Annotated in this window: 20 protein-coding genes; 13 read left to right on the forward strand and 7 right to left on the reverse strand. The window is 33.6% G+C overall.

What is annotated here, in order from left to right; all coding sequences use genetic code 11:
- Positions 1–19: 19 nt before the first annotated feature.
- The 4 genes from WBG07_RS01435 to WBG07_RS01450 all read right to left on the reverse strand — a co-directional run bounded on the left by WBG07_RS01435 (position 20) and on the right by WBG07_RS01450 (position 7,005).
- Positions 20–2,644 (reverse strand): DNA gyrase/topoisomerase IV subunit A, encoded by a 2,625-nt coding sequence (locus tag WBG07_RS01435; RefSeq protein WP_340198698.1) that lies wholly within the window; start codon positions 2,642–2,644, stop codon positions 20–22.
- A gap of 21 nt (positions 2,645–2,665) precedes the next feature.
- Positions 2,666–4,519, reverse strand: a complete 1,854-nt coding sequence (locus WBG07_RS01440; protein ID WP_340198699.1) for a DNA topoisomerase IV subunit B — start codon at positions 4,517–4,519, stop codon at positions 2,666–2,668.
- Between the two features lie 952 nt (positions 4,520–5,471).
- A complete protein-coding gene (gene ychF / locus WBG07_RS01445; protein WP_340198700.1) occupies positions 5,472–6,563 on the reverse strand; it encodes a redox-regulated ATPase YchF in 1,092 nt (363 codons plus the stop codon).
- A gap of 91 nt (positions 6,564–6,654) precedes the next feature.
- Positions 6,655–7,005: a 4Fe-4S dicluster domain-containing protein gene (locus WBG07_RS01450; RefSeq protein ID WP_340198701.1), complete on the reverse strand. Its 351-nt coding sequence runs from the start codon at positions 7,003–7,005 to the stop codon at positions 6,655–6,657.
- Between the two features lie 60 nt (positions 7,006–7,065).
- Here WBG07_RS01450 and WBG07_RS01455 point away from each other — a divergent pair, with 60 nt between their 5' ends.
- The 9 genes from WBG07_RS01455 (at position 7,066) to WBG07_RS01495 (ending at position 15,580) form a co-directional block, all read left to right on the forward strand.
- The gene (locus WBG07_RS01455; protein ID WP_340198702.1) at positions 7,066–8,127 is read left to right on the forward strand and encodes an acyl-CoA reductase; all 1,062 of its coding nucleotides are present in this window, start codon (positions 7,066–7,068) and stop codon (positions 8,125–8,127) included.
- Between the two features lie 89 nt (positions 8,128–8,216).
- A complete protein-coding gene (serC, locus tag WBG07_RS01460; RefSeq protein ID WP_340198703.1) occupies positions 8,217–9,281 on the forward strand; it encodes a 3-phosphoserine/phosphohydroxythreonine transaminase in 1,065 nt (354 codons plus the stop codon).
- Positions 9,282–9,349: 68 nt separating this feature from the next.
- Entirely contained in the window at positions 9,350–10,300 is a 951-nt protein-coding gene (locus WBG07_RS01465) for a D-2-hydroxyacid dehydrogenase (RefSeq protein ID WP_340198704.1), read from the forward strand.
- Positions 10,301–10,402: 102 nt separating this feature from the next.
- Positions 10,403–11,035, forward strand: coding sequence for a DUF937 domain-containing protein (locus WBG07_RS01470; protein ID WP_340198705.1), 633 nt, complete (start codon positions 10,403–10,405; stop codon positions 11,033–11,035).
- 125 nt (positions 11,036–11,160) lie between these two features.
- Entirely contained in the window at positions 11,161–11,604 is a 444-nt protein-coding gene (locus tag WBG07_RS01475) for a DUF6146 family protein (RefSeq protein ID WP_340198706.1), read from the forward strand.
- 31 nt (positions 11,605–11,635) lie between these two features.
- The gene (locus WBG07_RS01480; RefSeq protein ID WP_340198707.1) at positions 11,636–12,175 is read left to right on the forward strand and encodes a DUF6787 family protein; all 540 of its coding nucleotides are present in this window, start codon (positions 11,636–11,638) and stop codon (positions 12,173–12,175) included.
- Between the two features lie 53 nt (positions 12,176–12,228).
- The gene (locus WBG07_RS01485) at positions 12,229–12,534 is read left to right on the forward strand and encodes a hypothetical protein (RefSeq protein WP_340198708.1); all 306 of its coding nucleotides are present in this window, start codon (positions 12,229–12,231) and stop codon (positions 12,532–12,534) included.
- A gap of 78 nt (positions 12,535–12,612) precedes the next feature.
- Positions 12,613–15,012 (forward strand): TonB-dependent receptor, encoded by a 2,400-nt coding sequence (locus WBG07_RS01490; RefSeq protein WP_340198709.1) that lies wholly within the window; start codon positions 12,613–12,615, stop codon positions 15,010–15,012.
- A 16-nt stretch (positions 15,013–15,028) separates the two neighbouring features.
- Positions 15,029–15,580 carry a type 1 periplasmic binding fold superfamily protein gene (locus WBG07_RS01495; protein ID WP_340198710.1) on the forward strand — a complete coding sequence of 184 codons (552 nt, stop codon included), beginning with the start codon at positions 15,029–15,031 and terminating at the stop codon, positions 15,578–15,580.
- 152 nt (positions 15,581–15,732) lie between these two features.
- Here WBG07_RS01495 and WBG07_RS01500 read toward each other — a convergent pair whose 3' ends face one another.
- Genes WBG07_RS01500 through msrA form a run of 3 tightly spaced genes read right to left on the reverse strand, consistent with a single transcriptional unit; the run spans position 15,733 to position 17,210 of the window.
- Positions 15,733–16,011: a hypothetical protein gene (locus tag WBG07_RS01500; protein WP_340198711.1), complete on the reverse strand. Its 279-nt coding sequence runs from the start codon at positions 16,009–16,011 to the stop codon at positions 15,733–15,735.
- 45 nt (positions 16,012–16,056) lie between these two features.
- A complete protein-coding gene (gene folE, locus WBG07_RS01505; RefSeq protein WP_340198712.1) occupies positions 16,057–16,659 on the reverse strand; it encodes a GTP cyclohydrolase I FolE in 603 nt (200 codons plus the stop codon).
- Entirely contained in the window at positions 16,659–17,210 is a 552-nt protein-coding gene (gene msrA / locus WBG07_RS01510; RefSeq protein ID WP_340198713.1) for a peptide-methionine (S)-S-oxide reductase MsrA, read from the reverse strand. The genes folE and msrA overlap by 1 nt, the downstream gene beginning before the upstream one ends.
- A gap of 161 nt (positions 17,211–17,371) precedes the next feature.
- On the opposite strand from msrA, the gene WBG07_RS01515 reads away from it, so the two are divergent.
- From WBG07_RS01515 to WBG07_RS01530, 4 genes are all read left to right on the forward strand, one after another.
- Positions 17,372–19,798, forward strand: coding sequence for a DUF5916 domain-containing protein (locus WBG07_RS01515; protein ID WP_340198714.1), 2,427 nt, complete (start codon positions 17,372–17,374; stop codon positions 19,796–19,798).
- Between the two features lie 56 nt (positions 19,799–19,854).
- Positions 19,855–20,532 (forward strand): ABC transporter ATP-binding protein, encoded by a 678-nt coding sequence (locus WBG07_RS01520; RefSeq protein WP_340198715.1) that lies wholly within the window; start codon positions 19,855–19,857, stop codon positions 20,530–20,532.
- Positions 20,533–20,552: 20 nt separating this feature from the next.
- The gene (locus tag WBG07_RS01525; RefSeq protein ID WP_340198716.1) at positions 20,553–21,326 is read left to right on the forward strand and encodes a TIGR02757 family protein; all 774 of its coding nucleotides are present in this window, start codon (positions 20,553–20,555) and stop codon (positions 21,324–21,326) included.
- Positions 21,327–21,808: 482 nt separating this feature from the next.
- The gene (locus WBG07_RS01530) at positions 21,809–21,988 is read left to right on the forward strand and encodes a hypothetical protein (RefSeq protein ID WP_340198717.1); all 180 of its coding nucleotides are present in this window, start codon (positions 21,809–21,811) and stop codon (positions 21,986–21,988) included.
- Positions 21,989–22,000: the final 12 nt, after the last annotated feature.

Raw genomic sequence — 22,000 nt, forward strand, 5'->3', positions numbered from 1 at the left:
TTTGAAATTATATCAAAACTTATTCTAAATCCATCGTAATCTGCCCTTCATCATCATCTCTACCCTTATCATTATTATTAGATTCTACATTTTCTTCATCTATAACCTCCATATTTTCAGGTGCTAATTGTGCTGGCTCTTCGTAAGGCAAAGAATCTAATGTATTAATGTTTTTTACTTTTTGTGTTGTGAGCTGATTTCCAAGAGCTTTAATTCCTTTTATTGCTATAAAGTCTTCCAAATCAACCTCTAGATTAGGCGATTTATCTTTACCTCTTTGCTTTGAGAAAATAACCTCCGCTACTGGTCTCCAATCTGTGGATACAAACTCCAAATGTGATTTTGGATGTTCTGTGATAAATATTTCTTCTTTATTCTCATTTTCAATCATGAAACGTTTCACCAAATAACGTTCTTTCTCTCCATCAAAATAAATAGCAGCTATTGGTTTTCTAGGATTCCATTTCTCTAGCACAATCATATCTTGACTAAAATGGGTTGTAAGCTCTGGAATAATTGTTTTCACCAATCCTTTTTGACTAATAATCAGTAACCTATCTTCCCCCCTAAATTCACCTAATAATTCTCCCCTTCCATCTACATTAAGGCGCTGTACTGTTTCGTCAAACCAAATCTTTCTCGGTTTTAGTGTAGACACACCTTTCTCCTTCAATTCTATTCGTTTTACCGCATATTTTGAAACAATATTCCCTTTAGAACTGCGGCCTTTAATTAATACATCCGCAAAATCTAAGTCCCATTTCAGTTTTTTAATACTCCCTGCCTGACGTAGATGTACCGTTACAATCTCTGCCTCCCCATTGGGGTTAGCAGAAAAATATAATAACGTAGAAGCTTTTTTACCCTGAGTAAGATCATATTCCCTATCTCTGGTTACTGAGCTTACGAAAAACCTTTTTATATAGCTTGCCCCACCCTTTCCATCTTTATAGATTAGATTATAAATGGTGCGCTTATCCTGTTTCTTAAAAACAGCTAAGTGAATAATATCTTTCCCAACAAACGTTTTGTCGGTTACTTTTGTAACCATCATTTTACCTTCCTTCGTGAAAACTATTACGTTGTCTATATCACTACAATCTGTAACATATTCATCTTTTTTGAGTGCTGTTCCAATAAATCCTTCTTCCCGATTCACATAGAGTTTTGTGTTTCTTATCACTACTTTGGTAGCCTCTATATCATCAAAAATTCGAATTTCTGTTTTTCTACCTCTTTCCTTGCCATAAGACTTTTTAAGATTGGTAAAATAATCAATTGCATAAATTGTAAGATTTTCTAAATGATGATTCACCTTTGCAATTTCTTGCTCTAACGCATCAATTTTTTGCTGTGCCTTATCAATATCAAATTTTGATATTCGTTTAATACGAATCTCAGTAAGTCTTACAATATCATCTTCTGTAATAGCTCTTTTAAGGTTTTTTATATAAGGCTTTAATCCGTTGTCTATAGCCAAAATAACACCTTCCCAAGTCTCTTCTTCTTCAATGTCACGATAAATCCGGTTTTCAATAAAAATACGTTCTAGTGAAGCAAAATGCCATTGCTCTTCCAGTTCGTTTCTTTGAATTTCAAGCTCTTTCCGAAGTAATTCAACCGTATTATCTGTTGACCGCTTCAACATTTCAGAAACGCCAATAAACAAAGGCTTGTTATCTTCTATAACACAAGCTAGAGGAGAAATAGATGATTCACAATTGGTAAAAGCATAAAGTGCATCAATAGTTTTATCGGGCGAAATCCCAGAAGGTAAGTGCACTAAAATTTCAACTTCGGCAGCAGTATTATCTTCTATTTTTTTAATTTTTATTTTCCCTTTATCATTGGCTTTTAAAATAGAATCTATTAAAGAAGAGGTGTTAGTACCATAGGGTATCTCTGTTATTACCAAGGTATTCTTATCTAACTGGGAAATTTTAGCTCGAACTCTTATTTTGCCACCACGTTCACCATCATTATAATTAGAAACGTCCATTATTCCTGCGGTAGGAAAGTCTGGGTAGATCTCAAATCTTTTACCTTTGAGGTGTTTTACAGACGCATCAATAAGCTCTATAAAATTATGTGGAAGTATTTTAGTAGAAAGCCCTACAGCAATACCCTCTGCCCCTTGTGCCAGTAACATGGGGAATTTAACAGGTAGATTTACCGGTTCTTTTTTACGGCCGTCATAACTACGTTGCCAGTCTGTTATTTTTGGACTGTAAACTACTTCTAATGCAAATTTAGAAAGCCTTGCCTCAATATACCTAGAGGCTGCTGCACTATCACCCGTTAAAATATTTCCCCAGTTTCCTTGGGTATCAATAAGTAAGTCTTTCTGTCCAATTTGCACCATAGCATCTGCTATACTAGCATCGCCATGCGGGTGGTATTGCATAGTATGACCAACAACATTGGCTACTTTATTATACCTACCGTCATCCAGTTCTTTAAGTGAGTGTAAAATACGTCTCTGAACTGGTTTAAAACCATCTTCTATTGCGGGAACTGCTCGTTCTAAAATAACATAAGAAGCATAGTCCAGAAACCAATCCTTGTACATTCCACTAACCTTCTTAATGGATTCGTTTGGTTGCTCTTCGTTGTGTTCGTTGTTTAATTCTGGGGTCTCTTCCATTTAAGGAATAATATTTATTTTTTAGTTTTCTTCAATTACGTCAAGTTCTACCTTCAGGTTATTGATAATAAATTCCTGACGGTCTGGAGTATTTTTACCCATATAAAATTGCAAGAGGTTTTCAATAGACATAGCTCTGTCTAACATTACTGGATCAAGCCGGATGTCATCTCCAATAAAATGTTTAAATTCATCTGGAGAAATCTCGCCTAAGCCTTTAAATCGAGTAATTTCTGGTTTCCCTTTTAGTTTTTCTAAGGCATTTCGTTTTTCTTCTTCACTATAACAATAAATAGTCTCTTTTTTATTCCGAACCCTAAAGAGAGGTGTCTGTAAAATATACAAATGCCCTTCCTTTATCATCTCTGGAAAAAATTGAAGGAAAAACGTAATCAATAATAGGCGTATATGCATTCCATCTACGTCTGCATCTGTAGCAATAACTATATTATTGTACCGTAGATTTTCTATGGAATCTTCAATATTTAAAGCTGCCTGAAGCAAATTAAACTCCTCATTTTCATATACAATCTTTTTAGACATTCCATAGGAATTAAGAGGTTTTCCACGCAAACTAAATACCGCCTGTGTATTTACATCTCTTGATTTTGTGATTGATCCGGATGCAGAATCCCCCTCCGTAATAAATAATGTACTATTCAATCTACGATCATCCTTAAGATTTGAAAGATGTACTCTGCAGTCTCTTAGTTTCTTATTGTGTAAACTTGCTTTTTTTGCGCGCTCTTTGGCAAGTTTTTTAATGCCCGATAATTCTTTACGTTCTCTTTCTGCCTGTAAAATTTTTTTGAGCAAAACTTCGGCTACCTGAGGATTTTTATGTAAAAAATTATCTAAATAAGTGCCCACAAAATCGTTTATAAATGTTCTTACTGTAGGGAGATTTCCACCCATATCTGAAGAACCTAATTTTGTTTTTGTCTGACTTTCAAAGACAGGCTCCATTACTTTAATAGAGATAGCTGCTATAATTGATTTACGAACATCGGAAGCATCAAAACTTTTATTATAAAAATCTCGAGTTGTTTTAACAATAGCTTCTCTAAAAGCGGCTAAGTGAGTACCCCCTTGAGTGGTATTTTGACCGTTTACAAAAGAATGATACTCTTCACTGTACTGAGTTCGGCTATGTGTAATAGCAATTTCAATATCCTCTGCTTTTAAATGAATGATAGGATACATCATATCTTCTTCATTGGTGGTATCCTTTAGCAAATCTTTTAAACCGTTCTCAGAGTAAAATTTTTGCCCATTGAAAAGAATCGTGAGTCCCGGATTGAGATACACATAATTGCGTAACATTTTCTCTATATACTCAACTCTATATTTAAAATGTTTGAAAATAGTTTCATCTGGTCTAAAAGAAACCTTGGTGCCTCTTCTTTTCGATGAACTTTGTACTTTTTCTTCGTTTACTAACTCCCCTTTCTCAAATTCCGCTGCTTTTGTCTGATTCTCACGATAAGATTCAACCCTGAAAAATGTAGAAAGAGCGTTTACAGCTTTGGTACCTACTCCATTTAATCCAACCGATTTTTTAAAAGCTCGACTGTCATATTTTCCACCAGTATTCATTTTAGAAACAACATCTACTACTTTGCCTAAAGGGATTCCTCTTCCAAAGTCCCTAACCGAAACATGCCCTTCTTTAAGCGAAATTTCAATCGTTTTACCTGCTCCCATCACAAATTCATCAATACAGTTATCCATCACTTCTTTTAAAAGTATATAGATTCCATCATCAGCAGAAGAACCATCCCCTAATTTCCCAATATACATGCCAGGACGCATACGAATGTGTTCTTTCCAGTCCAGTGATCGTATATTATCTTCGGTATATTGGGTTTGTGACATAAAGACAAAGATTTTGTGGGTTACCCGCTAATATAACAACTGTGTTGAGAATATAAAACTGGTCTCCCATAAATTAATTAACAATAAAAAGCTATACTATGTTAAGAACCTTAAAATTCTTATTTTTTATAACCAGAAATAAGAATTATACCGCAAATAAAAATCAAGGTACCTAATAATTGTAAAGATGTATTTTAATCCTCCAACAATATACTGGCCAGTATAATTTTTGAAACAAGACTAAATCCACTTAAAATGGAGAATTCTGAAGCTCCAAGCCGTTTAATAGAATGCTGAGACCATATAAGAAGGAAGCACAGTTGAAAAACAGCAATTGTGATACCTATGAAATAAACTTCACTAGGCTAATCAAAAATAGCACTTGTGTTCCGTCATAAATAATAAAAAATAACACCTACACATGAAACAATCATTGCATAGAACGTAAAGGTAACTACTCCAAACTTAGGAATCAACCAACGAACAAGATAAGAAGCATAGGTTACAGCACTTAAAAAAATAGAAGTCCTCCATTAATAGCAGTATTTCCTGATATTTCAATTTCTTCCCAAAATATAATTAAGGTCAGTTCGACGTAAATAAGAATTAAAAACCGAGTTTGAAATTGTCTTTTTTCTGAGTATAACAAGGTTCCCCGTTAAGAATTTTCGAAGCTACGATCGTTCAGAGGATAAATGTAAATTCATGAACTCCTTTACAGAAAATAGAATTTAGGGAACTAACATAAAAAGGACGTATAAAAAAAATCATTCTTAAAAGTAGCAAATGAAACATATATGCTTCATATGCATTTGCTAGTTTTACTATTAGAGCTTTTGCGGAAAACAAAATTACTCCATCAAGACTGGGCAGTAAACCTGTAATTAAGAATTCATTGAAATATCAGGTTTCTAAAAGGATTATCATGCATAAGCTGAAAATAACTGCTGTTTTAAACGTTGAATCTGAAATGCATTACATCTCCATCTTTTACCACGTATTCCTTCCCTTCCACCCGCATTTTTCCGGCTTCTTTCACTTTAGCTTCACTTCCAAAATGGGTATAATCATCATAAGAAATAACCTCTGCCCTAATAAATCCTTTTTCAAAATCCGTATGTATCACACCTGCACTCTGAGGTGCCGTAGCGCCTACGGGAATGGTCCAGGCTCTTACCTCTTTTACACCTGCGGTAAAATAAGTTTGAAGATCAAGCAGCGTATATGCTGCTCTTATTAATTTTGCAGCGCCTGGCTCTTCAAGACCTATATCTTCTAGAAAAAGTTGACGTTCTTCATAAGTTTCCAGTTCGGCAATATCTGCCTCCGTAGCTACGGCTAAAATAATAATCTGCGCATTTTCATCTTTAATAGCTTCTTTTACCCTATCTACATAGGAGTTTCCATCTTTTGCAGAAGATTCGTCTACATTGCATACATATAGGATTGGCTTAGCGGTTAATAATTGAAATGCCTTTATCAATTCCTGTTCATCTTCAGAAGTTTCTACTGCCCTTGCTGAAATACCGCTTTCAAGTGCTGATTTGAATTTTTTTAATACGTTTTGCTCCTTAATAGCATCTTTATCCCCTGTTTTTGCAGCTCTATTCACTTTTTCCAGTCGCTTATCTACGGTTTCAAGATCTTTGAGCTGTAACTCAATATCAATAGTTTCTTTATCGCGAATTGGATCTACACTTCCGTCAACATGAACAATGTTATCGTTTTCAAAACAACGTAATACATGAATTATAGCATTACATTCTCTGATATTTCCCAGAAACTGATTCCCTAATCCTTCTCCTTTGCTAGCTCCTTTAACCAAGCCAGCAATATCAACAATCTCCACGGTAGCTGGAAGTACTTTTTCTGGGTTTACCAACTTCTCAAGTTCCTGCAATCTTGCATCTGGAACATTTACTACTCCTAAATTGGGTTCAATAGTACAAAATGGAAAATTAGCACTTTGTGCTTTTGCATTAGATAAACAATTAAACAACGTGGATTTTCCAACATTAGGAAGGCCTACAATTCCAGCTTTCATTTGGTTATTTTTTTGAGGTGCAAATGTACTAATTTTAGCTTATAAAAAAACCGAGCAGTGCCCGGTTAGTATATATTAAAACTAATTGTTTTTATTCAGGATGCATAAACTGTTGCTTACCCAGTAAAATTTCTTCTGTCTCTACATGATCTTCATCTGGAATACAACAATCTACAGGACAAACGGCCGCACATTGAGGCTCATCATGAAAACCTTTACATTCTGTGCATTTATCTGGAACTATATAATAAAATTCGTCTGAAACTGGAGTTTGTGCATTATCTGCATTTACCGCCTTTCCATCCGGTAAAACCACATCACCAACCAATGACGTTCCATCGCTGTAACGCCAATCATCTGCTCCTTCATAAATAGCTGTATTTGGACATTCCGGCTCACATGCACCACAATTGATACATTCGTCTGTTATAATGATTGCCATAGCTTTTTCTTTTTTACTTTTACACAAAAATAGGTTGCAACACGATAATAGCCAAATATAATGACTAAATTAAAAAAACGAATAGCCGCTTTTGTTAAATTAGGCAATTTTTTACGTGATTTTTCAGGAAAAAGCATAAAATCCAGTGAAGAAATGTCTCTCCATCAAAAGTTTGCAATTGAGTTTACCAAACAAATTGAGTTAGCCAGACAGGCGAATGGATGGTTTACCAATGAAAATATTATGTATGCCATAGATCATTGGGGGACTTTACTAACAGAAGGTAACCTCATTAAATGGACACAAAAATATCTTATAGAGCCTCATACTTCTAAAGAAGTGGCCATTATCATGGCTGGAAATATTCCATTAGTTGGTTTTCATGATTTAACTTGTGTTTTAATTACAGGACATCATGTACTTATCAAACAATCTGACTCAGATAAACATATTCTTCCTGTAATAGTTTCGTTTTTGCAATCAGTAGAACCTAATTTTAAAGATTGTATAAAATTTACCAACAACCAACTAAAAGATTTTGATGCGGTAATTGCTACTGGAAGTGACAATACTGCTAGGTACTTTGATTATTATTTCCGAAAGAAACCTCATATTATTCGTAAAAATAGAAATTCAGTAGCCATTTTAACTGGTAATGAATCGAAGGAAGAACTCTCTGGACTAGGAGAAGATATCTTTCGCTATTTTGGGCTTGGCTGCCGCAGCGTTTCTAAAATATTTTTTCCAGAGGAATATGATTTTGATGTATTTTTCAATGCTATTTTTGAAAGAAACGAAATTATAAACCACCATAAATATGCTAATAATTACGATTATAATAAAGCGGTATATCTTATGAGTCTTTTTAAATTAAAAGATAATGGATTTCTTATGTTAAAAGAGGATAACGCTTTTGCTTCTCCCATAGCAACCGTCTTCTATGAGCACTACACTTCTGATGATTCATTAAAAGAGTACTTAAAACAATATCAGGATAAAATTCAATGTATAGTTTCATCTATGCCGTCTAAAGATCATATTCCTTTTGGAATGTCTCAAAAACCAGAATTAGATGCATATGCAGACGGGATAGATACTATTGATTTCTTGTTAACAATCTAGCCAAATAATTATTAATTTAATAACGGTTATTCGATTAGAAATTAGGAACTTTGCACCTCGTTTAATCCGGTTAGTATTATAACAATTTTATGAAAAAACACAATTTTAGCGCAGGCCCCTGCATTCTACCCGAAGAAGTAATGAAAAAAGCTTCAGAAGCTATTTTAGAATTTAATGGAATGGGGCTTTCGCTCATAGAAATATCTCATCGAGACAAAAATTTTGTTGAGGTAATGGACCAAGCTAGAGAACTTGCTTTGGAACTGCTTGGTTTAAAAAATAAAGGTTATCAAGCACTTTTTCTGCAAGGAGGTGCTAGTTTGGAATTCTTAATGGTTGCATACAATCTTCTCGAAAAAAAGGCTGCTTATCTGGATACGGGCACCTGGGCTGAAAAAGCAATCAAGGAAGCAAAAATTTTAGGTGACGTTTCCGTTGTAGCATCTTCTAAAGACGCTAATTACAATTACATCCCAAAAGGATATGATATTCCAACGGATTTAGATTATTTTCACTGTACTTCTAACAATACTATTTTTGGAACTCAAATTAAAGACTTTCCAAATTTAAACGTTCCCTTAGTTTGTGACATGAGTTCTGATATTTTCTCAAGACAGCTAGATTTTTCAAAATTTGATCTTATCTATGCAGGAGCTCAAAAAAACATGGGGCCTGCCGGAACCACACTTATTATTGTGAAAGAGTCTATTTTAGGAAAAGTTTCTAGGCAAATACCTTCTATGCTTAGTTATAAAACTCATATCTCAAAAGACAGTATGTTTAATACTCCTGCTGTTTTCCCAGTTTATGTGTCAATGTTAACACTACAATGGTTAAAAGATTTGGGAGGTATCACTGCTATTGAAAAAATAAATAATGAAAAAGCATCCTTAATTTATAACGAGATTGATAGAAATCCGTTATTTAAAGGATTTGCTGCCAAAGAAGATAGAAGCACAATGAATGCTACTTTTAATCTAACCGATGATAAAACTAAGGAGCAATTTGACACCTTATGGAAACAGGCAGATATTAGTGGAATTAATGGTCACAGAAGTGTTGGTGGCTATCGCGCTTCTATGTATAATGCCTTACCATTAGAAAGCGTAAAAGTTCTGGTGGATGTCATGAAAGAATTTGAAAGAAAAGCATAAATAATAAAAACTAATGCATCTTTGTTTATCAATTAATCATAATAACAAAGATTTTTAAAAAATAATAAATGAAAGTTTTAGCAAACGATGGTGTATCTGCAACAGGTATTAAAGCTCTAGAAAATGCTGGTTTTGAAGTAATCACAACTAAGGTGGCTCAAGAACAATTAATCAACTATATCAATGAGAATAAAGTAAGTGTCTTATTGGTGAGATCTGCCACTAAGGTAAGAAAAGATATTATTGATGCCTGTGATTCACTTAAAATTATTGGTAGAGGTGGTGTTGGTATGGATAATATTGATGTAGAATATGCGAGATCTAAAGGGTTAAAAGTAATTAATACGCCAGCAGCATCGTCTGCATCTGTTGCAGAATTAGTATTTGCTCATTTATATTCTGGTGTGCGATTTTTGCACGATGCGAACAGAAATATGCCCCTAGATGGAGAAACTAAATTCAATCAACTCAAAAAGAGTTTTGCTGGGGGTGTTGAACTTAGAGGTAAGACTTTGGGAATCATTGGTTTTGGTAGAATTGGTCAGGAAGTAGCTAAAATTGGTATTGGTGTAGGTATGAATATATTGGCATTTGATCCTTTCGTAGAAAATGCTAATGTGAAATTAGATTTCTTTGATGGCCAGACCATTAATGTAGCTATTAAAACCAAAACTAAAGAAGAAGTTTTGAAAAATGCCGATTTTGTGACATTACATGTGCCTGCTCAAAAAGAATATGTAATAGGTAAACCAGAACTGGAGATCATGAAAAATGGTGCTTCATTAATTAACGCTGCCAGAGGCGGTGTTATAGATGAAGTAGCACTTGTTGCAGCTTTGGAGAGCGGTAAGCTACGTTTCGCTGGATTGGATACCTTCGAAAATGAACCTACTCCTGCTATAAAAGTGCTAATGAATGCTAAAGTATCTCTTACACCTCATATAGGTGCAGCTACTCAAGAAGCGCAAGATAGAATAGGCACAGAATTAGCAGAACAAATAATTAGTATCTTAAAATAAATTCTGCAAAAGACATAAAATTCTTATTAAAAAAGTCCTTAAGCTAAAATCTTAAGGACTTTTTTGTATATTGAAAAACTAACAATTAAAACAAGAATAAAAATGTCTGGATTATTAGATCTATTAAACAGTGACATGGGGAAGCAAATAATCAATGGTGTGAGTAATCAGACCGGTGCTCCCGAAAATAAAACAGCGGATGTTTTAAGCATGGCTCTCCCCTTATTGATGGGTGCTATGAAAAAAAATGTGCAGTCTCCTGAAGGAGCTTCAGGTTTGCTTAGTGCCCTTTCTTCAAAACATGATGGAGGTATTCTAGATAATCTTGGAGGACTTTTTAATGGCGGGGTGGATGAATCTGTTATGCAGGATGGCTCTGGTATTTTAAGTCACTTATTAGGAGATAAACAATCAAATGTTGAAAATACACTGAGTGCAAAATCTGGACTAGACGCAGGCTCCATTTCGCAGATCCTAAAAGTTGCTGCTCCTATTATTATGGGGTTTATGGGAAAACAACAACGTCAAAGCAATGTTAATGATAGCAGTGGTTTAAACACGCTCCTTGGGAGTATGCTAGGTGGACAACCACAACAAAATCAAAGCCTTATCACTTCATTATTGGATGCTGATGGAGACGGAAGTATTCTTGATGACGTGGCTGGTATGGTTTTGGGAAGCAATAAGAAAAAAGGAGGCCTTGGCGGAATGCTTGGCGGTCTTTTTGGTAAATAAAAGCTAAAAAAACACCTTAAAAAAAACCGAGATAACTCTCGGTTTTTTTTATAAATTTCGTTAAAACTGGGTTAAGAAAAGATAAATAATAGGACTTGGCAAGCTTATTTTATATCTTTAATATTATGAGAAGTTTTTTACTCTTTTTTTTATTAGGATTGTTCTTATGGGGATGTTCTACTTCACAGTCAAATGACACCATTAGTGAAAAAGAACGGAGAGCCTTTAATAGTACCACTAAAGACACCATAAAAATCACCAACGATAGTCTGGAGTACGAAATAATTATTTTTGAACCAGGTTTTAATTTTTGGCTTAACAGTGTTGCAAGACCTAAAGGATATTACAATCAGAATTTTTTAGAAAATAGAAATAGACTTTTAGTTTTAGAATGGAATAACAGAGTAAGACAACCTCAGTTGTTTGACCCTAATCTTTATATATTACCTATTGATTATAATTATAACATTGATTATGGGTATGATGTTAACTACAAATTGTACTACTACTTTGTTTATTTTCAACGTAAGTACAATCAAAGGCTCACCGGATTTGTACCAAGGATTTAATTAATTATATTTGCGCCACTAAAAATGGGGCATGAAAAAATTTAAAGAAAGATGGGATATCAAGTCTAATTGGCAGCTTATATTTCCATTTTTGGGGATTGTATCATTAGTTTTTTCTTCAATCTTAATTGTTTATAAAATTTTCAATTCATTTGTTGCAGATGCATCATTATTTATCACTACTATTATCTATTTGGTAGTAAGTATACCGCTGTTTTACGCATTGCTTAAAGTTACGCTTTGGCTTTTTAAAAAGTTAGAGAATAAATGGATTGTCAAATATAGATGGGAAATGATCTCAATATTTTTAGTTTTTGCAATTACCGGTTCTGCCTCAGCCAGAGTATCTGGTCCACTACTTCATTATTTTGGTTTTGAACGCTCTGTTTTTTCTTCAGAATGGTTTTGGGGTGTTCTCTATTGGTTCATTCGCATCTTAATTATATTTCCAATTTATCAAATACTTCTTATTATTGTAGGTTCTATTTTTGGTCAGTATAAATTTTTTAGAAATTTTGAAGAAAAGATGTTGTCCAGAATGGGGCTTTCATTTCTTTTCTCTTCTAAATGAATTTAAGATTAAATTAACAGGAGTGCTCCGAATAAATTGATACGTTTGCATTAATGAAAATTCGTTTTCAACATATTGCATCAATAACTTTATTAGGAATATTTCTTAGCTTAAAAATTGTTTCTATTCATTCTCTTGTTCATTTATTTGAAGATGAAGATATCGTTGTTGAAAATTGTATTGACTGTGAGTATCATATTCAGGTCAATAAAGTTCCTGTAGTTAAAACGCAGGTCGCACAAGTTATGCAAGTAACTTATCTAGGATATGTTGCCCAAAGAACGTTTTATGTATCTACATTTACTTCTAAAAAAGCTACTTTCAATTTTGCAAATAAAGCACCTCCTGCACTCGTATAATTAATTAGATTATCCGACTCGTTCCAACTCTGCTCTGAGGCACATAGCATTGCAGTTTTCTTTATTAAAAAAATTATCATGAAGTATGTTATTATTACCATTTTTTTATTGGTAAGTGTATGTAAAGTCTATACCCAAGATTGTGATTACATACTAAAAGGTGAAGTTTTTGACTTTCATGAAGGAACTCCTTTAAAAGGCGCTATCATTCAAATTATTGGTGCAAAAAAACAATATGAAACGAATAGTAAAGGAAGCTTTACAATAAAAAATCTCTGCAATAGAATATATGAATTAGAAATCACACACTCAGATTGTCAAACACTCATAATACCCGTAACCATTGAAGAAAATACGTTAAAAAGGTTTTATCTGGAACATCATTTAGAAGAACTTGAAGAAGTAAAAGTTACAGGTGATGCAAAAAGAAAAAAAACCAACTCTGCACAAGAAAACACTATAAATACCAAATTGTTGCAGAAATACGCTAGCGGAAGCTTAGGAGACGCTTTAAAAGAAATTACTGGAGTTTCTTCTTTCAATACGGGAGCCGCTATTGTCAAACCAGTCATTCAAGGGTTAAATGGAAGTAGAGTTCTTATAATAAATAACGGGGTTAGAATGCAAGACATGGAATGGGGAGACGAACATGCGCCTAATATTGATGTGAATGCTTCTGGAAGCGTCACCGTAATAAAAGGAGCTTCAGCACTTCAATATGGAGGAGATGCGGTTGGAGGAGTTATTATTACAGAACCCTCAAAAATTATTATAAAAGACACACTCTACGGAAGTACTACATTTACCGGAGCTACTAATGGAAGAGGTGGATCTCTTACCTCAAAACTTATTAAAGGCTTTGATAAGGGTTGGTATTTAAAAGCCCAAGGGAGTATCAAGCGATTTGGTGATTTTGAAGCACCAGACTATGTGCTCTCCAATACAGGGGTTTTGGAAAAAGCAGGATCCTTTAATGCAGGAATCAATAAGTTTACTCATGGTTTTGACTTTTATTATTCTTATTTTCAAACCAATATTGCCGTTTTAAGAGCTTCGCATATAGGTAATGTTGACGATTTAATAAATGCAATTAATAGTCCGCTACCACTGGTAATTGATCCTTTTACTTACGATATATCTAGACCCAGACAAGAAGTTACCCATCATTTAGCGAGAGCTCGTTTTTTTAAGCGCTATGAAGGATTAGGTAAACTTAACATTCAATACGATTTTCAATTTAATAACCGATTTGAATATGATGTAAGGGTTGGAGATGATAGAGATAAACCCGCTATTGATCTTCAGCTTACGACACACACCATACAATCTGATTTTAAGTTTGATTCTAAAGATACTGCTCAATTTCATACAGGAATTCTTGTGCGATATCAAGATAATTTTGCAAATCCAGCTACCGGTGTTAGACGTCTAATTCCTGACTATCAAAAATTTGATGCAGGCATTTTTTTCTCAAATTCTTATGCGTTTTCATCTAAACTTATTGTAGATGCCGGTTTTAGGTATGACTTCAATAGAATTGATGCAAAAAAATTCTATTTAAACTCAAGGTGGGAAGAACGAGGTTACGAGGAAGATTTTGGAGATATTGTTACTCAAAACTTAGAATCTCAATTATTGGTAAATCCTGTTTTTGATTATCATAATATTTCTTTTACTACCGGTTTGAAATACGATATAGACGAGAATACGGAGTTTAGATTCAACTATGTTTTAGCGCAACGTGCACCTAATCCATCAGAGCTTTTTAGTGATGGTTTGCATCATTCTGCCGCTAGAATTGAATTAGGCGATCTTAGAATAAAACAAGAGACTTCAAACAAAATAACAGCTTCCATAAAAAATAGCTCGTCAAAATGGGGTTGGGAAATTGCTCCTTTTTTAAATCTAATGAATGATTTTATCATATTAGAACCAACAGATGTTGAATTTACCATCCGTGGTGCTTTTCCTTTATGGGAATATCGCCAAACAAATGCTCGCCTCATAGGTATTGATGCTAGTGCATATGTAAACTGGACCTCCAGATGGAGAACGAATCATCAGTTTTCTTTAGTGAAGGGCTTAGATACTTCTTTAGATATCCCATTAATCAATATACCTGCTCCAAAACTTACTAATAAGATTAGTTATTATTTGAAAAAATGGCATAACCTAAACGTAGGGCTGGAAAGCAATTATTTATTTGAGCAAAATGAAACCCCTCCAAATATTACCGTTTTCTCACCACAGGCAAATGAAGAAGTTCTTTTACGTATTAATGATGCACCACAAGCTGCTCACGTTTTGAATGCCAATGCCAATATTGATTTTGAGCTTTCCAAGAATAAAATACTGGAAATTGGTCTTACAGTAAATAATTTTCTAAATACTAGTTATCGAGATTATCTAAATAGATTAAGATATTTCGCAGATGATTTGGGAAGAAACTTTTTAATACGATTAACTTTTAACTATTAATTTAAATTTAAAAAAAATGAAAAAAAATGTATTTCTAATTGGATTGTTGACACTTATATTTACTAGTTGCTCTAGTGATGATCCTGCTCCAGTGAACGAAGAAGAAATTATTACTACAATGACCGTTGTATTAACAGCAACTGGACAAAATACTGTAACTTTGCAAAGTAGAGACTTGGATGGAGACGGTCCAGATGAACCAGTAATTACAATATCTGGGCCTTTAACAACTAATACCACCTATACTGGATCTATTACTTTGTTAAATGAAACCGTTAGCCCTGTAGAAGATATTACAGAAGAGGTTGAAGAAGAAGACGAAGAGCATCAGTTTTTTTATCAGACAAGTGGTTCTGTGGCTAGCACTGCCTATAACGATGAAGACTCTAATGGCAATCCTGTAGGACTCAATTTTACCCTTACTACTGGAGGAACAGGTCCTGGTACCATTCAAATAACACTCAGACACGAACCTAATAAATCGGCTTCAGGTGTAGCTAATGGTGATATTACAAATGCGGATGGAGAAACAGATATTGCGCAGTTATTTAATGTATTCTCCCAATAAATAATATAATAATATTCGGAATATGGTTTGTTTATTCATTCTTTATCCGATGTGGTAAAAATGCTTTTTTTGTGAGATTTGATTGCATGTTTACCGAATACAGAAAACCCTTCAATTTGAAGGGTTTTCTACTTTTATTTTGATTTCAAAATTTAACGGTCCTCTTTATCTTTGGAAAGCAAATAGGTATAAATCCACATGAGTGTAAAAGAAGGGATTATATCTAATCCAGGAAGTGCTTCTTCAATAAATGTAATTGCTCCGGCAATTTGACCACTTTTACCTTTATATAAACGCGTCATTAACCACCCAGATACTGGAGCCCAGATAACATCTGTGAACTCCCCTATTCCAGGAAGAATAAAAGAAACGTACCCTAAAGCATCAAAAAAAAGACCTAAAAAAAGCTTTCCATACTTGTCTTCTGTCATATTACTTATTTATAGCCACTAAAATAGCAATAAAAATGCCAAAAATTAAGACAAGTCTGAACCTAACAACTTCAAGAATTCATTTCGAGTTTCAATTTTCTCAAAAGCCCCTCTAAAACCTGAAGTTGTAGTTATAGAATTTTGTTTTTGAACACCACGCATCATCATACACATGTGTGAAGCCTCAATCACTACAGCTACCCCTTGTGGTTTAAGGGTTTTATTAATACATTCCAAAATATCGTGCGTTAGTCTTTCCTGTACCTGTAACCGTCTGGCAAAAACATCAACCACCCGAGGTATTTTACTTAAACCTACAATATATCCATTAGGAATATAGGCAATATGAGCCTTCCCAAAAAAGGGAAGAATATGATGTTCACATAGAGAATATAATTCAATATTTTTAATAATAACCATGTCATTATAATCTTCTTTAAACATGGCTCCCTTTAAAATATCAGCACCATCCATGTGATAACCTTGTGTGAGGAACTGCATTGCTTTTGCCGCACGTTCTGGAGTTTTTAATAGCCCTTCCCGTTCTGGATTTTCACCTAAATCGGTTAAAATGCTATGATAACTATCTTTTACTTCATCAGTAACATCTAAATTATACTCTTCTAAATATTTGTATGGTGGTGTCATTAAACAGTCTTTAATTTATTTTGATATTTGTTTTTAAGCTTTGAAAGTTTTGGATCTATAATAACCTGACAATAGGGCTGGCTTTTATTTAGATCATAATATTCCTGATGATAATCTTCTGCATTGTAAAAGACACCTAATTCTGTAACCTCCGTTACAATAGGATTCTCAAATAAATGTTTTTTTTCAAGTTCTTCTATATAATTTAATGCACTTTGTTTTTGGAAATCATTAGCATAGAATATAGCCGAACGATATTGTGTACCGCTATCATTGCCCTGTTTATTAAGTGTGGTGGGATCGTGAGTTCCAAAAAATATATCCAGTAATTCTTCAAACGAAATTTCATTTTCATTATAAAAAATCTGAACTGCCTCAGCATGACCAGTCCTTCCTGTACAAATTTCTCTGTAAGCAGGATTTTTAATAGAACCTCCTGTGTATCCTGAAATAACCTTATGAACGCCTTTAATCCTATTGAAAACAGCCTCTGTGCACCAAAAGCAACCGCCAGCAAAAGTAGCTGGTACTTGATTTGAATTATTTGTCATGAAAGTACTTAATTACGCAATTATTTTTGTTTAACGAATTTAAAAAAAACATAAACAAGGTGGAATATTTTAACTTTTAATTGTGACCATGCCAAAAATCATCGTTTTAGTTTTGCTTTCATATTTTCATAATTCATTAAAAAAACCGTTTATATTTTTCAATGTTACGAAAAATCTTCTTTTTTATTACTATTTCTTCAGTTTTAACGCCTTTGTTTTCTCAATCACAAACAAAGGAGCTTATTATAACCAGAATTGATAATTCGCCTAAAATTGATGGTAAATTAGACGAAGAAATATGGAAAAACTTACCTGCCGCATCTGATTTTTATATGTTAGAACCAGATAATACCGCTTTGGAAAGGTCTTCTCATCAAACAAAGGTAAAAATGGCCTATGATGACAAAGCTATTTATATAGCTGCCTATATGTTTGATAACGAGCCAAAAAGAATTCTCAAACAATTTAGTCAGCGTGATAATATATTTGTTCAAGCTGATTTTTTTTCGGTAAATATTAATACACTAAATGATGGAATAAATGAAACTGTCTTTTACGTAACCAGTGCAGGTACCATTGGCGACTCCAGAAAAGTAAACGATGATGAAGACTTTAATTTTAATAGTGTTTTTCAATGTAATGTAACCCATGATGCGAATGGATGGTATGCAGAATTTAAGATTCCTTATAATGCATTACGCTTTCCTGAAGTAGCTGTTCAAAATTGGAGTATCAACTTTTATCGTAGGATTAATAATTTAAATGAGAGTTTTAGTTGGAACAAAGTAGACAGAGGTACAGGTTTTAGTACACAATACAATGGTATTATCAAAGGGCTTGAAAATATTAATCCCCCGTTAAGACTCATATTATTTCCTTTTGCTCAGGCAAGTACAACTTTTGCTGAAGAAACTAATACTACCGATTTAAGCGTAGGGATGGATATAAAATATGGAATCACAGATAATTTTACCTTAGATGCCACTTTAATACCAGACTTCGGACAAGCTGCTTTTGATAACGTTGAATTAAACCTAGGGCCTTTTGAGCAAGTTTTTTCAGAGAATAGGCAATTTTTTAATGAAGGGATAGAACTGTTTAATAAAGGTGGTTTATTTTTTAGCAGAAGAATAGGAAATGAAGGGTCTAAAAGTGAGCTTGTAGAAGATTCACTGCTAGAAAATGAAGAGGTTTTAGAAAATCCGCAGAAAACAGGTTTACTAAATGCGGTAAAAGTTTCTGGTAGAACCAAAGGAAATTTAGGTATAGGTATTTTAAATGCAATCACAGAAGGGGTTCAAGCAAAAATAAAAGATACCATTACCGGTGAAGTAAGAGAATTTCAAACAGAATCACTTGCCAACTACAATATTTTTGTTTTTGATCAACAGTTTAATCAAAACTCTTCTATAACACTTATAAATACAAACGTTTCACGCTCAGGCTCCTTTAGAGATGCGAATGTGACTGCACTGTTGTACAATATATCCAATAAAAATAATTCTTATAATTTTGAAGGCGGGATTAGAGCTAGTTTTGTTAATGACGGAGAAACTATTTCTGGTATAAGGAGTAATTTTGAAGTGAGAAAAACTAAAGGAAACTTTAGATGGTTTTTTGGGCATTTTATGGCAGATACCAATTATGACAGCAATGACTTAGGGATTCTTTTTAGAAACAATTTCAATAATTTTGCAGGAAGAATATCCTATGAGATTTTTAAACCCACTAAGACCTTTAACAGGTATCGAATTGCATTAAGGGTGAATCATAGAAGACTATTTGATCCTTCAGTAATTACAAGAAATTCCATTTCATTAGATACCTTTTTTGTGACACCAAGTAGGTTTGCTTTTGGTCTTGATATGAGTTATAATAGCCAAGAAGATGATTATTTTGAACCTAGGATTGATGGACGTTATGTAACTTTTGATCCTAATTTGGGCGGTGGTGCATTCGTATCTTCAGATTATCGTAAAAAATTTGCTTATGATGTTGGAATAGGTTATCGCAAATGGTTTGGAGATGTTCAGAAAGCGTATTCTATTTTTGTCTCACCTAGGTATCGTTTTTCTGATAATTTTTTACTTGTTTGGAACTCTGAACTAATTAAAAGAGTGAATAATTTTGGATATATAGATGACAACGATATAGATGTTTTTCTTGGGGAAAGAGACATTACTAGTATTGAAAATTCGTTAAGAGCCAGCTATAATTTTAATTCATATAAAGCAATCAATTTACGGTTTAGAAACTTTTGGAGCACAGCAGATTACTCTAAAGGTAATTTTTTCATCCTTAACCAAGATGGATCTCGTTCTCCTTTTGATTATAATATTGATGAGAACAATCCAAATACCAACTTTAATATCTGGAATCTGGATTTGAGCTTTAATTGGCGATTTTCTCCTGGTAGTGAAGTAATTTTACTATATAGAAATTCCATTTTTAATGAAGACAATCTTTCTTCTTTAAATTATAATGAAAGCTTAAAAAATCTTTTTAATCAGCCTGCAAATCACACTATTTCTTTACGAGTAGTCTATTTTCTGGATGTAAACAATCTGAAAAATTCTTTTAAAGGATAATTTTTTTTGGAACATCTGTTGCGAATGGTTACTTTCACTTTTCATAATTACTAAGCATGATCTCAGCTACTAATATTCATAAGTCTTTTGGTAATCTTGAAGTTCTCAAAGGTGTTGATCTACATATAGAAAAAGGAGAAATTGTGAGTATCGTAGGAGCCTCTGGTGCTGGTAAAACTACTTTGTTACAAATTCTTGGTACTCTAGAGAGAATGAACGCTCTGCCCTCTAGTAAACTGATCATTAATTCACAAGAAATTGCTTCCCTTAGCGATAAAGCACTTGCCAAGTTTAGAAATGAACATATTGGTTTTATTTTTCAATTTCATCAATTACTTCCAGAATTTACCGCTCTTGAAAATGTCTGTATTCCAGCGTATATTAAAGGAACATCAAAAGCTAATGCTGAAAAAAGAGCAAAAGAACTGCTAGATTTTCTTGGAATAGCTCACCGCCAAAATCACAAACCAGGAAATCTCTCAGGCGGAGAACAACAACGTGTGGCTGTTGCTAGAGCTTTAATAAATAGGCCCTCTGTTATTTTTGCAGATGAACCCAGTGGGAATTTAGACTCTGAGTCTGCAGAAAACCTCCATCAACTTTTTTTTGAGTTGAGAAATACTTTTAATCAGACCTTTGTAATTGTTACCCACAATAAAAAGTTGGCAGAAATGGCAGATCGTAAATTGGTGATGGAAGATGGTAAAATTATAACCCGAAAAGCAATTATTTAAGTTCTTCTCTGTCTTTTATTATGGAAAAGTTAAGCAAAAAAGAACTCAAAAATTTTCTGGATGAAAAAGCTGAAAAATATAACTCATTAGCGTTTATTGAAACCGATCCGATTCAAATACCTCATCAATTTGAACAAAAAGAAGACATTGAAATTGCTGCTTTTTTAACAGCTACCATTTCTTGGGGAAATAGAAAAAGTATTATTACCAATGCTAACAAAATGATGCAGATAATGGGGCAATCTCCCTATGATTTCATCATGAATTATACGCCTAGTAAAGTATCTTTGTTTGATTCTTTTGTGCATAGAACATTTAATGCCAAAGATTTAGCCTACTTTGTGGTTGCCCTTCAACACATTTATAAAAATTTAGATGGAATGGAGACCCTTTTTGCAAATTATTCAGATCAATCTAATTTACAAACGGCTATTCATGAATTCAAAAAATTGTTTTTTGAGCTTGCGCATCCTGTAAGAACTCAAAAACACATTTCAGACCCATTAAAAGGCAGTGCAGCGAAGCGAATCAACATGTTTTTAAGATGGATGATTAGAAATGACACTAAAGGAGTGGATTTTGGCATATGGAAAAGTATTAGCCCTGGTATACTTTCTTGTCCCTTAGATATTCATTCGGGCAATGTAGCTAGAAAATTAGGGCTATTAACTCGTAAACAAAATGATGCAAGGGCAGTTACAGAACTGGATACAAATTTACGTAAATTAAATCCCAAAGATCCTGTAATATATGATTTTGCCCTTTTTGGTTTGGGTGTTTTTGAAAAGTTCTAGCTTCATCAATATGGATAGAATGCCTTGTAGGTCAAGACTTACTATGATATGAGTTCAACCTAAAAATGAGAATTTAGCATCGGAAAAATCTATATCTATAAATTAAAGTGTATACCTTCTTAAGAAAAGATACAGTATTGAAAAAATTTGACTCGCTAAAAAACTTAGGCGAGACTTGAAATCTTCAATGCTTTAGGTAATGAGAAATGATTTACAGAATACCATTTCCCACTTATTACAAGCAATATCAATGGTAACAAATCTTATTCATATATTAATTTTTTAAAAGAGTTAAATGTTAACCGTGATTAGTCTTCGTGAATCAACCGAACGTCATTTATTGATTTCAAACGTATCTTGGAAGTGACACCCAAAAAGGAAAAATAGTGTAAAATTTAGTGTTAAGCATTCTCACTTTGGAAATCTTAAGCTGAAAATACGTTTTACCATGAGCTATAAACACTTATTATAATTTTATATCTATGCCTACAACAACTGCAGATGCTTTTAATGAAGCACTAGAACGAATAGATACCTGGATAACACAAAATCCTCCTTCAACACCTACTCCTATAGCATTAAATTTTTCAGGAATAGGGCTTACTGACCAAGACCTGAAAGATCTCATGCCCGTGCTTGAACAGTACTCCCAGAAGAAGTAGAGGAAACAATTA

This window comes from Ascidiimonas meishanensis (assembly GCF_037782385.1).
Classification (GTDB): domain Bacteria; phylum Bacteroidota; class Bacteroidia; order Flavobacteriales; family Flavobacteriaceae; genus Ascidiimonas; species Ascidiimonas meishanensis.